Below are 12,730 nucleotides of genomic sequence, written 5' to 3' on the forward strand. Positions count from 1 at the left end.
CGAGCGGGCTCCGATCACTTCGGCGGTGGGTTCTGCAACAGGGCGCGGACGAGGGGCCTGGTTCCGGTGCTCCGCAGGAACGCGCTCGTGGGCCGCGGACGTACCTGCTGCGGCCACCAGAACCACCGACCCAGCAGCGCGGCGATCGCGGGGGTCATGAACGCGCGCACGATCAGGGTGTCGAACATCAGACCGAGGGCGATGGTCGTGCCCACCTGACCGATGCTGCGCAGGTCGCTGACCACCATCGAGCCCATGGTCGCCGCGAACACCAGGCCCGCCGTCGTGACCACCTTGCCCGTTCCGCCCATGGCCCGGATGATCGCGGTGTTGATACCTGCGCCGAGTTCGTCCTTGATGCGGGCCACCAGCAGCAGGTTGTAGTCGGACCCGACCGCCAACAGGGTGATGACGGTCATCACCAGGACCGCCCAGTGGATCTGGACGCCGATGACGTACTGCCACACGAAGATCGACACGCCGAACGCGGCGCCCAGCGAGATCAGCACGGTGCCGACGATCACCGTCGCGGCGACCAGACTTCGCGTCATGATCAGCATCACGATGAAGATCAGACAGATCGCCGCCACCACCGCGATCATGAAGTCGTATTCGGAGCCGACCACCATGTCCTTGGTGATCGCAGCAGTCCCCGTCAGGTAGATCTTCGAGCCCTCCAGGGGAGTGCCCTTGAGCGCCTCCTCGGCCGCACTCTTGATCTCCGCCACCCGGGCGATGCCCTCGGGTGAGGCGGGGTCGCCGTTCTGCAGCACCAGCATCCGAACCGACTTGCCGTCCGGCGAGATGAAGATGTCCATGACACGCTGAAAGTCTTTGTTCTGGAAGACTTCCGGCGGAATAAAGAATGTGTCGTCGTTCTGGGCCTCGTCGAACGCCTTGCCCATCGCGGTCGGACTCTCCCCGGTGCTGCTGTCCATCTGACCGAAGATGCCGGACATGGTGCTGTGCATGCTCAGCATCATGGTGCGCATGCTGGACATGATCGCGATCATCTCCGGGAACTGGTCGACGATCTGGGGCAGCAGCACATTGAGTTGGTCGAGATTCTCGACGAGTCCGTCGAGCTTCTCCGACACCTGGTCGACACTGTCGACCACCTCGAACACGCTGCGAATCGAGAAGCACAGCGGAATGTTGACGCAGTGCGGCTCCCAGTAGAGGTAGTTGCGGATGGGTCGCCACATGTCCTCGAAATTGGCGATGTTGTCCCGCAATTCGGCCGTGATCTCCTGCACCTCGTGGGTGGTGGCGACCATGTCGCGGGTGGTGTCGACCATCTGCCCCATCAGGCCGTGCATCCGCTGCATGATGGCGACCATCTCTTCGAGCATGTTCGCCTGGACCAGAAGATCGTCCATCCGCGACTTCTGGAACTGCATGTACTGCTGCTGACCCGCCTGCTGCATGCTCAGCATGTACGGGATCGTGGCGCGGGCCATCGGAATTCCCTCAGGGCGCGTCACCGCCTGCACGTTGGAGATGCCGGGCACCGCGAGGATCGCTTTGGCCAACCTGTTGAGCACCAGGAAATCGGCGGGGTTGCGCAGGTCGTGGTCGGTCTCGACCATCAGCACCTCGGGCGTCATCATCGCCGACTCCGGGAAGTGCCGCTTGGCCGCAGCCATGCCCTCGTTGGCCGGAATGTCATGAGGAAGGTACTTCTGATCGTTGTAGCTGGGTTTGAACCCCGGCAGTGCCAGCAGACCGAGCAGGGTGACCGCCATCGTCGCGACCAGGATCGGAGCGGGCCAGCGGACGATGGCGGTGCCCAACCGACGCCACCCACGAACCTGAAGGTTGCGTTTCGGGTCGAACAGGCCGATCCGGCTCCCCGCCACCAGAACCGCGGGGAACAGCGTCAAGGCGACAGCGACCGCGACCAGCACACCGATCGCGGTCGGCAGAGCCAGCGCGTTGAACAGCGGAAGCCGGGTGAAGCTCAGACAGTACAGCGCTCCGGCGATGGTCAGCCCCGACGCCAGCACCACCTTCGCCACGCCGTGGTAGGTCGTGAAGTAGGCCGAGATCCTGTCTTCGCCGGCCTGCCGGGCCTCCTGGTAGCGCCCGATGAAGAAGATCCCGTAATCGGTTCCCGCCGCGATGCACAGCGCGACGAGAAGGTTCACCCCGAAGGTGGTGAGCCCGAGCATGCCGTGATGGCCCAGCAGCGCGACGACACCGCGGGCCGCTTGAAGCTGAATGCCCACCACCAGGAGGAGCAGCAGGACGGTCCAGATCGAGCGATAGACCAGCAGCAGCATCACGAAGATCACCGCGACGCTGACAGCGGTGACGAGAATGACCGTCCTGTTGCCACTTTCGCCGACATCGGTGGCGATCGCCGACGGGCCCGTGACGAACGCCTCGACCCCCGACGGTGGCGGCGTGTTCTCGACGACATGCCGGATCGCAGCCACCGACGCGTTCGTCGATGCCTGATCCGATCCACCGGGCAGAGTGACCTGGACGTAAGCTGCCTTGCCGTCGGAGCTCTGGGCGGCGCCCCGCGTCAGCGGGTCGCCCCAGAAGTCCTGGATGTCCTGCACGTGCTCGGTATCCGCCCGCAGCTGGCGGATCATGTGGTCGTAGTACCGGTGAGCATCGTCGCCGAGCGGCTGCTGCCCTTCCAGGACGATCATCACCACGCCGCCGCCGTCGGCGGAACCGAATGCCTCGTTGATCCGTTCCGAGGCCTGGATCGAGGGTGCGTCAACGGGATTCAGCGACACCGAATGCTGTTGTTCGACCTGCTCCAGCGAGGGCACGCCCATCGTCAGGGCGACGACGACGGCCAACCAGGCCAAGATGATCAGCGCGGAGTACCGATGAATCGTCCGCGCGATGAGCGGACGACCGCTGTGCAGAGAATGGTTGCTCATGCGGCCTTCAGCAGACAAGCAGTGAATGTGCTCGCCTCGTGGGTGGCGATCTCCTCGGCCTTGATCTCATCGTCGACCAGGATGCGGCAGCCGAGGCTCTCGCTGTCACCTTGTGCCGCGATGCTTCCCACGCCCGCGGCACCGGTGATCGGAAACTCGAACGACCACGGTAGTGGCACCCCTTCCAGGAACTGCGGATCACCGTTGCCGTTGAAGAAGCTGATCTGGGCGACCGTCCCTGGGGGACCGAAGATCTCGTACCTCAACATCTTCGGGTTGACCGGTTTCGCCGTGTCGGTGGCGGTGTCACCGTAGGTCAGCGAATCGTCGGAACCGAAGACGCCGTGAAGCCGCGACACCGTGAACCCTCCCGCAGCCACCACGATCACGATCACAAGCGGGATCCACAACTTGCGCAGCAAGGTGAACAGCGCGAAACCCAACCCACGGCGACGCTGTCGCGGCACCGGTCCCGAGGAGGGCGGCTGCGGTCGCCGGTCGCGCGCGAAGAATCCTCGACGCGGCCCGTCGGCGTCGGGACGGTCTGTTCCGGCGACGTCTGACGGTGTCCGCTCGACCCTCGATTCCCCGGTTCGACCGTCTACGTCAGGCAAGCTGCCGCCGACCACCGGACCCACCTCTCACCTTCTTCCCGGATCGTCCCGCCGCCGCCGGGCCCAGAGGACTCACGCCGCAGTCCTCGACGTCGCCCTCCGCGTCCCGGCGAGCGGCCCACGTGACAGCGCGGCGACAGGCGACATACATTTGACGCCAGAGTCAATCATGCCGACAGCCACCATAGGGCGGTTTTCCGCAAACGCACAGGTGCCGTGCCGTACACCCCGGGCGAGTCGCCCCGTCCGTGACAGCCACCCGCCCCGACGCGGCGACAATCACTGGCGCCGAGGGGTGCTGAACTGCGAATATGCCCCGCAGTGCCACAGAGGGGACGCGGTCACCGCGGCCCCGCGGCGGACCGCAAGGCACCATTGCTCGGCGCCGGCGTCCGGTCGCCGCGCCCCTGACGCCGCCGGTGGTGGCAATGCCGAACGTCTACGCCCGAGGACTCGCACGACCCCTCGGGCGGGCCGCGTCAAAAAATATGCGTTGGCGTTATTTTAAGGGCCACCCGGTGACGACCAACTGCTACAGTCGGGCGCTACGGCGGCAGTACTCGACGCAGAGCGGGGCACACATCGATGTCGGCTGAAGCGACCGCGCTGCAGACACCAGGACGGTTACCTCCGGGTTGGCTGCGCTCTCGACACTTCCTGGGGCCGGTCCTCGCGATCGGTGGAGTCCAGTTGGTGGCGGCGATGGACGGTCCCGTCGCGGTGTTCGCCCTTCCCAGGATCCAGAATGAGCTGGGCCTCTCGGACGCGACGCGCGCGTGGGTGATCACGGCCTACCTGTTGACGTTCGGCGGCCTGATCCTTCTGGGCGGGCGTCTCGGCGACGCCTTCGGCCGAAAACGCGTATTCCTCGCCGGCGTCGCGCTGTTCACGTTCGCGTCGATACTGTGCGGCATCGCCTGGAATGGCCACTCGCTCGTCGTGGCCCGCCTGTTGCACGGCGTCGCCGCGGCGATCGTCACGCCCACGTGTACCGCCCTGCTGGCCACCACCTTCCCGAAGGGGCCCGCGCGCAATGCGGCGATAGCGGTGTTCGGTGCGCTGGCCAGTATCGGCGCCGTCCTGGGCCTCGTGGTGGGCGGACTGCTCACCGAGGTGTCCTGGAGACTGGCGTTCCTGGTCAATGTCCCGATCGGCATCCTGGTGATCTTCGTGGCCCGCCACATGCTCAGGGAGACCCAGAAAGAGCTGCTGCGGCTGGACGTCGCCGGGGCGGTACTGGCGACGTTGACGATCACGGCCACCGTCTTCGGCCTGTCGATGGGACCGGAGAAAGGGTGGCTGTCACCGACCACGATCGGCCTGGGCCTGGCCGCGCTGGTCGCGCTGACCGCCTTCGTGATCGTGGAGAGGACCGCGCAGAACCCGATCGTACCGTTCAGCCTCTTCCGGGACCGGGACCGGTTCGCGTGCTTTCTCGCTGTATTACTTTCCACGGGAACGAGTTTCACACTGACCGTCCTCGTCGCGTTCTACGTGCAGAACATCATGGGCTTCAGCCCCGCCCAGGCCGGCGTGGGCTTCATACCGATCGCTGTCGCGATGGCCCTCGGGACCGCGGTGTCCTCGCGGTTGGTGATGTCCCTGGCTCCCCGTGTCGTCGTGATCGCGGGGGCCACCCTGGTCCTCGGCGCGATGGTCTTCGGCGGGCTGACGCTGCACAGTGACATGCCGTACTTCCCGGATCTCGTCGTACCGATCGTGATCGGCGCCTTCGGCATCGGCATCGTGAACGTACCGCTCGGCCTGTCACTGATCGCCAGCGTCGGCCCTGACCGCATCGGTCCCACCGCAGCGATCATCGTGATGCTGCAGAGTGTCGGCGGCCCTACCGTGCTGGTCGTCATCCAGGCCGTCATCACCTGGCGCACAATCCAGTTGGGCGGTACCACCGGCCCCGTACCCGGAATGTCCGAACGTCAACTCGATGCGCTCGGCCAGAGTTACACGCACGGGGTGCTGTGGCTCGGGGGAGTCGCCGTCCTTCTCGCGGGGGTGGCGCTGTTCATCCGGTACACCTCCGCCCAGGTCGCGCACGCACGCCAGGTGCAGAAGGAATTCGACGACGGGGCCGCCGGCTGAGGGCTACTCGATCCTGCCCAGCAGCCCGAAGTCATCCGAGACCTGCGCGACGAGTGCGCTCAGGTCGGCCCTGGTGTTCACCACACCCGGCCGGAAGGCACAGACGTAGATGGTGACCATGTTCATCTCTGCCGCCGTGCCGTAGTAGACGTGCACCTGACTGCCGATGCGGTCGAGCCAGCGCTGGGTCAGGTGCTGGCTCGCGCCCCTGGCGAACGCGGCATCACACAGCGACCCGTCGGGGCGGATGGCCGCAGGTCCGGTGTCCCCGAGATTCGAACAGACCGCGGGCTGCTCGGGGGCGTCGCGCGCGTACTCCGCGAGCCGGCGCCAGGTCCGCTTCGGCGTGAACGGGGTGAGCGCGACCAGTTGTGTTGCGTCGTCGACTGTTTCCTGCGCACGCTGCAATGCGTCTTTGATGGCCGCGCGCGCAGGCTTGAGATCCGAGGTGACCCCTGCGGTGCAGATCCGTGCCCGGACGAATTTCACCGCGATCGCGCGCGCATCGTCCGCAGTGGTCCGGTCGTTGACCGTGAGGAGCACCGGCACACCGTCGGACCCACCGTGTTCACGACCCATACGTTCGTCGAGTCGTGCGGTGAACGCGGCGGCGAGCGTGCTGTGGCTGCCGCCCAGTGCAGCCGCCCGGGCGTTCCACTCGTCCTGCGGGAAACGGATCCAGACACTCGGTGCGATCACCGGTTGATCCGAATCGCGTTCTGCGACGGCCCGCGGGCGCAACGCTGTCGATCGCCCGTCCTCATCCCGGCGCCGGCGGGCCTCCCGGATCGCTGCCACGAACGCGTGCGCGACCGCAGGTATCTCGCGGGCGGCCTCGCGCGCGTCCTGGAACACCGCCTGGCGGCGGGTGCGGCTGCGCGGCGGCGGATAACCGAGATGGCGGGGCATGTCCAGGATCGCCTCGGTCACCGCGAGCGCACCGCCGATACCGTCGATCACATAGTGGGACAGGACCAGGCTGACTGCGGTGGAGCCGTCTGTCAGGGGCTGGACGTCGATACGAAACCCGGGGCCGGCTTCGGGGTCGACCGGCAGCTGTGTGCATTCGTCGAACCAGTCACCGACCTCCGCCCGTGCGCGAGGGCCGGCGGCGATGCGAATCGGCCGGGGCGCCGGCGCCGTGACCCAGCGATGCCTGCCGAACGGCAACGGCGAGCGCTCGATGAGACGCCCCAGCAAGCCGCCCGCGAGACTGTCCTGGAAGCGGCGCAGACGGTCGAGGTCGACGGGACGCTCGTAGACCCACCCGACCTGCATGACCTCTTTCTGGCCTGCGGCGCGGTGCCCTTCGTAGAAGGCCTGGTCCAGCAGCGCGAGTCGATTATCGGACAGTGTCTTGTCTCCCGACCCTCCGTCATCGAAACGTGAACGCGCCGAATGCATCCCGACTGCCACCAGCTAGCCTCCGATGCTCTCAAGATCTGCCCGTGTCGTCCGGACATGCGGCGGGCGGGGCGTACCGCCTGTCACGCCAGAGAGTAGCCGACCGCGGTCACGACCTCGGGTAAAATTTGCATTGCCGTCAAGATGGCCTACGGTAACGGTTTTCGTCTCACTACGCCCGGTTGCCGGGTTGCCTTGCCGAATGATGCGCGGTGTCCCTATCCTGTCGACGTGAGCAGGAGGGGACGCAATCTCGCGGGCGGCACCGCGGCGAACACCGTGGCGGCCGGGTGGACAGCGTATGGGACACCGCGGCACGCCGGCGCGCGTGACGCGTGTCGCTGACGATGGACCTGGAGAGTTCGAGCGTCCGACCCGAGACGCCGCCACGCCCCGTAGCACTGTTCGTCCTGGGATTCGGGCGGTCCGGGACATCGGCGCTGGCGCGGGTCCTGTCGCTGTGCGGCGCAGCGCTGCCGCCGAATCTCCTCGGCGCCACGGCCGAGAACTCACGCGGATTCTGGGAACCACGCGCCGCGATCCACCTGAACGAGGTGATCCTGCGCAGCAGGGGAATGTCGGCCTACGACCTGGCCCTGCGCCCCGGTGCGCAGCCGGCGTCGGGCCACGGAGACGACGCCGCGTTGGACAGGATCCGGGATTTCTTCGCCACGCTGCCCTCCGCGCCAGTGGTCGTGATCAAGGAACCGAAGATCACCGCGTTGATCGACCTCTGGTTCGACGGTGCGCGGCGAGCGGGATTCGACGTGGCTGCGGTGGTCGCGATGCGCCACCCGGAAGAGGCATCGGCCTCGATCGGCAAGCGCGCGAGTCGGCAGAATTACGTGCGGCCGTCGCCGGAGCTCAGCAGCGCCTGGTGGCTGAAGTACACGCTGCTGGCCGAAAGGGACACCCGCGACGTGCCCAGGGTGATCGTCGACTTCGCCAATCTGCTCGATGACTGGCGCCGCGAGATGAAGCGGATCAGCTCGGCTCTGCAGATCGATCTGGACCCGCAGGACGACGCCGCGATCGACGAATTCCTCACCCCGACTCTGCGTCATCATCGACATTGCGGATCCGTCAGCGAGCCGTTCGGCACCGACTGGGTGAATGCGGTGCACACCGAGCTCACCGCCGCGGCCTGTGACGATCCCTGGGATCCCGGCGTCCTCGATCGCGTCTTCGACGCATATCAGGTGTGCGAGCGGGGTTTTCGCACCGCCCTCGAGGATTCGCAGCGCTACCGCAACCTGAATCGGCTCATGGTGCCGGCGCTGGTCAAGGTGGGCCTTGAGGTCCTGGCGCTGGCCCACCTGCGTCGCGGCACCTGGGCCTAGGGCTCGGCCGGAGGAGTGTGGCCGTGAGGACACGATGAACATCGTGCTGGCGTTCTACGGAACCCGCGGCGATGTCGAGCCGGGGATCGCCCTCGGTCGCGAGCTCGTCCGCCGGGGGCACCGGGTCCGCATCGCCGTCCCACCCGATCTCGTCGCGTTCGCCGAGTCCGTCGGCCTCGATGCGGTCGCCTACGGACCGGACAACCAGGCCTGGCTGGAGTCGACACGAGACTTCTGGGCCCGCTTCTTCCGCAATGTCTGGCGGCTCGGCGAGCTCAGGGAACTGCTGCGGCAGGCCCGAGAGCCCGGCACCCGCGCGTGGGCCGACATGGGCTCGTTGCTCGCCGAACTCACCGACGGCGCCGACCTCCTGGTCAGCGGCATGAGCTATCAGGAGCTCGCGCTCAATGTCGCGGAGTTCCGCGCGATGCCGATGGCGACCCTGCTGTGGTTTCCGATCCGGGTGAACGGACACCTGCTGCCGCAGGTCCCGGCGCCCGTCGTCCGCGCGGCGATGACGGCCTACGAGTGGGTGGTGGGACGCGGCGTGAAGACCAGCGAGGACACCCAGCGCCGCACGCTCGGACTTCCCGCGACGACGCGGTCGGCCCCGGCACGGATCGCCGCCCGAGGGGGACTGGAGATCCAGGCCTACGACGCGGTGTGCTTTCCCGGCCTGGCAGCCGAGTGGGCGCAGTGGAACACCGCGACACCTCCGCGGCGACCTTTCGTCGGAACGCTGACCCTGGACCTGCCCACCGATGACGACGACGACGTCACCTCATGGATAGAGGCCGGGACACCGCCGATCTTCTTCGGCTTCGGAAGCATCCCGGTCCAATCGCCGACCGAAACGATCGCGATGATCGCCGCAGCCAGTGCCCGCCTGGACCGACGGGCGCTGGTGGGCGCCGGCTGGAGTGACTTCGACGCCACTTCGGTGCCGGAGCACGTCAAAGTCGTCGGCGCGGTGAACTTCTCGACGGTCTTCCCGGCCTGCTGCGCGGTCGTCCACCACGGCGGCGCAGGGACGACCGCCGCGAGCCTGCGCGCCGGTGTACCCACCCTGATCCTGTGGATGGCGGACGTCCAGATGGTATGGGGTGCAGCCGTCAAGCGGCTCGAAGTGGGCACCGCCCGGCGCTTTTCGAGCACCACCGAGAAATCTCTGGTTGCCGATCTGCGCACGATACTCGACCCCGGGTACCGCGTCCGCGCACGTGAGGTCGCCTCGCAGATCACGCCGTCCGCACTCAGCCGCGCGCAGGCGGCAGATCGGATCGAGGAGTACCTGCGCGTGCAGCGGTGAGGCAACCCGGCGCCAATTCCACCATTAATAACTTCTCCGTCAATATCAGAACGTAGACTGCGCCCCGTGTTCAAACTCTGCCCGGAAGCAGGGATGCGAGATAGGGGCGCCTCTTGACTGTGACCGACTACGACGTCCGATCGCTGTACCTGGATCTCCTCAGGCGCAACCTGACCCGATACGGGATGCACGAGCGTGTGCCGTCGCGGTGGCCACTGCGGAGGCGCCTCCTGTTCAAGGCCATCAACACCGTCAGCCCGCTGCGGCTGGGATTGAGCCCGTTCACCGAGAACAAGCGCGACCTGGGCCTGGACTGGCCGGCCGAAGCCGAGACGATGATCGGCATGAAGCGGCTCACGAATCTGCAGGAGTGCGTCGAGACGGTCCTGCACGACGACGTCCCCGGGGACCTCATCGAGTGCGGTGTCTGGCGCGGTGGCGCGTGCATCCTCATGCGTGCGGTCCTCGCCGCGTACGGTGACGAGACTCGTCAGGTCTGGCTCGCCGACTCATTCCAGGGCGTGCCGCGCTCCGACCCTGACAACTATCAGGCGGACAAAGGAATTCGGGCGGACTTCGCAGCAGGCATTCTCGGGGTCTCGGAGGACGAGGTGCGGGCGAACTTCGAGCGATACGGCCTCCTGGACGATCAGGTGCGCTTCCTGCCGGGCTGGTTCAAGGACACCCTCCACGACGCCCCGATCGACAGGATCTCGGTACTCAGACTCGACGGCGACCTCTACGAGTCGACGATCCAGGCGCTCGACGCCCTGTATCCGAAACTCTCGCCCGGCGGGTTCTGCATCGTCGACGACTACCGCGCCGTGAAGGCCTGCGAGCTGGCGGTCACCGACTACCGCGACAAGCACGGGATCACCGCCCCCATCGTCGACATCGACGGCACAGGAGTGTTTTGGTGCGCGTGAGAACCGACGCCGACCCGATGCGTGCCGGCCTTGCCTGAAAGCCGGACACCGATACGGGTCGGCATCCTCGGGGCTGCCCAGATCGCACCCATGGCCCTGGTCGCTCCCGCGCGGGACAACCCGGACATCGAGGTGGTCTCGATCGCGGCCCGCGACATCTCGCGCGCGAAAGCCTTTGCGGACAAACACGACATCGGCCACGTGCACGACAGCTACGAGGCGCTGATTGCGGATCCCGAGGTGGATGCGGTGTACAACCCGCTGCCGAACGGCCTGCACGGTAGGTGGACCCTGGCCGCACTCGACGCCGGTAAACACGTGCTGTGCGAAAAGCCGTTCGCCGCCAATGCCGCCGAAGCCCGGCACCTCGCCGAGGCGGCAGCCGCGTCGGACCGGGTGGTGATGGAGGCGTTCCACTACCGCTACCACCCGCTGATCCGGCGGGCGGAGGAGATCATCGCCTCCGGGGAGCTCGGGACGCTCACACACGTCGACGCGAACTTCTGCTTTCCACTGCCGCGGTTCTCCGACATCCGCTATGACCATGCGCTCGCCGGCGGTGCGACCATGGATGCGGGCTGTTACGCGATCCACATGGTCCGCACATTCGGTGGGTCGACCCCGAAAGTCCTCGCCGCGCAAGCGAAGTTGCGCGGACCGCAGGTCGACCGCGCCATGACGGCGACGTTGCGGTTCGCCCAGGGACACAGCGGACGGATCCGCTGTTCGATGTGGTCGACGAGCCTGCTTCGCGTGAGCGCCACCGTGGTCGGTGAGCGCGCGACATTGCGGTTGACCAATCCCGTGCTGCCGCATCTGTTCCACCGCTTGAGCGTGCGGTCCGCCGAAGGCCGACGGGTGGAACGGTTTTCTCGCCGAACGTCGTACGCCTATCAGCTCGACGCCTTCGCCGCAGCGGTGATCCATGGTGAACCGGTGCCGACGACAGCCGAGGACGCGGTCGAGAACATGTCCGTCATCGACGAGATCTACACCGCCGCCGGTCTCTCGCCACGCCAACCGTCATGACGGGATGTTGGCCCGAAAGTGTGATCTGTACGCCACTTCTGGCGAATCCAAACCGTGCCGTCGCTGCGGATCTACTGCTAGCGTCGATCCATGCCTGACAGCGTGGCGCCGGTGCGTATCGGCATTCTGGGCGCTTCGAGTTTCGCTCCGACGACACTGATCAACCCGGCTCGCGGCAACCGTGAGGTGGACGTGGCGGCGGTTGCGGCACGCGACGACGCCAGCGCGAAGGCCTTCGCCGCCAAGCACGGAATCGCACGCGCGTACGGAAGCTACGAGGCGCTGATCGACGACCCCGATCTGGATGCGATCTACGTGCTGGTGCCGACGAGCATGCACGGTCGATGGACCAGGAAAGCGCTCGAGGCCGGAAAGCACGTGCTGTGCGAGAAACCGTTCACCGCCAACGGCGCCGAAGCCCGGGAGATAGCCGACCTGGCGGCCCGGTCGGATCGGGTGGTGATGGAGGCGATCCAGTTCCGGCATCATCCGCTGACGCTGCGGGTGCAGGAGATCATCGCCTCGGGGGAACTGGGAACGCTCGAACTGGTCGACATCGCCCTGTGCGTGATGCTGCGACCCTTCACGGCGAACTGCTACAACTACTCTCTTGCCGGCGGCGCGATGATGGACGCCGGCAGCTACGTGGCCAACATGGCACGCACCTTCGGCGGATCGACACCGAAAGTCGTCTCCGCACAGGCGAAGCTGAAGGACCCTCGGGTGGATCGCGCCATGAGCGCGGAATTGCAGTACCCGGAGGGGCACACCGGCCGGCTGCGCTGCGCGTTGTGGTCGGCGGACCTGTTCCGGGCGCGGGCGAAGGTGGTGGGCGACAAGGGTGAGCTGCGGGTGCTGAGTCCGGCTGCGCCACATCTTTTTCCCCGACTCTCGATCCGCTCTGCGGCAGGAAGGCGCGTGGAGCGTTTCTCCCGGCGACCCACGTACAGCTATCAGCTCGACACTTTCGCAGGCGCGGTATTACGGGGGGAGCCGGTACGGACGACGCCGCAGGACGCCGCCGAGAACATGGCCCTCATCGACGACATCTACCGGTGCGCCGGCCTGCCTGTGCGCGAACCCAGCTGAGTCCGACAGCACCGCACCG

The 12,730-nt window shown here is 66.7% G+C and carries 9 protein-coding genes; 6 read left to right on the forward strand and 3 right to left on the reverse strand.

All coding sequences use genetic code 11. The annotated features are described in order from the left end of the window. Positions 1–14: 14 nt before the first annotated feature. Positions 15–2,900, reverse strand: a complete 2,886-nt coding sequence (locus DYE23_RS15105) for an MMPL/RND family transporter (RefSeq protein WP_115327541.1) — start codon at positions 2,898–2,900, stop codon at positions 15–17. Continuing rightward, positions 2,897–3,319 (reverse strand): MmpS family transport accessory protein, encoded by a 423-nt coding sequence (locus DYE23_RS15110; protein ID WP_115328980.1) that lies wholly within the window; start codon positions 3,317–3,319, stop codon positions 2,897–2,899. The genes DYE23_RS15105 and DYE23_RS15110 overlap by 4 nt, the downstream gene beginning before the upstream one ends. A 780-nt stretch (positions 3,320–4,099) precedes the next feature. On the opposite strand from DYE23_RS15110, the gene DYE23_RS15115 reads away from it, so the two are divergent. Then, positions 4,100–5,614, forward strand: a complete 1,515-nt coding sequence (locus tag DYE23_RS15115; protein ID WP_115327542.1) for an MFS transporter — start codon at positions 4,100–4,102, stop codon at positions 5,612–5,614. Positions 5,615–5,617: 3 nt separating this feature from the next. On the opposite strand, the gene DYE23_RS15120 is transcribed toward DYE23_RS15115, so the two are convergent. Continuing rightward, positions 5,618–7,030 (reverse strand): hypothetical protein, encoded by a 1,413-nt coding sequence (locus DYE23_RS15120; protein ID WP_147292287.1) that lies wholly within the window; start codon positions 7,028–7,030, stop codon positions 5,618–5,620. Positions 7,031–7,365: 335 nt separating this feature from the next. On the opposite strand from DYE23_RS15120, the gene DYE23_RS15125 reads away from it, so the two are divergent. The 5 genes from DYE23_RS15125 (at position 7,366) to DYE23_RS15145 (ending at position 12,711) form a co-directional block, all read left to right on the forward strand. After that, positions 7,366–8,358 carry a sulfotransferase family protein gene (locus DYE23_RS15125; RefSeq protein WP_115328981.1) on the forward strand — a complete coding sequence of 331 codons (993 nt, stop codon included), beginning with the start codon at positions 7,366–7,368 and terminating at the stop codon, positions 8,356–8,358. A gap of 34 nt (positions 8,359–8,392) precedes the next feature. Next, positions 8,393–9,667, forward strand: coding sequence for a glycosyltransferase (locus DYE23_RS15130; RefSeq protein ID WP_115327544.1), 1,275 nt, complete (start codon positions 8,393–8,395; stop codon positions 9,665–9,667). A 119-nt stretch (positions 9,668–9,786) separates the two neighbouring features. Beyond that, on the forward strand, positions 9,787–10,593 hold the full coding sequence (locus DYE23_RS15135; RefSeq protein WP_172527922.1) for a TylF/MycF family methyltransferase: 807 nt from the start codon (positions 9,787–9,789) through the stop codon (positions 10,591–10,593). Positions 10,594–10,623: 30 nt separating this feature from the next. Further along, positions 10,624–11,622 carry a Gfo/Idh/MocA family protein gene (locus DYE23_RS15140; RefSeq protein ID WP_264033060.1) on the forward strand — a complete coding sequence of 333 codons (999 nt, stop codon included), beginning with the start codon at positions 10,624–10,626 and terminating at the stop codon, positions 11,620–11,622. Between the two features lie 90 nt (positions 11,623–11,712). Then, entirely contained in the window at positions 11,713–12,711 is a 999-nt protein-coding gene (locus tag DYE23_RS15145) for a Gfo/Idh/MocA family protein (RefSeq protein WP_115327547.1), read from the forward strand. Positions 12,712–12,730: the final 19 nt, after the last annotated feature.

The organism is Mycolicibacterium gilvum, from assembly GCF_900454025.1.
GTDB classification, from domain to species: Bacteria; Actinomycetota; Actinomycetes; order Mycobacteriales; family Mycobacteriaceae; genus Mycobacterium; species Mycobacterium gilvum.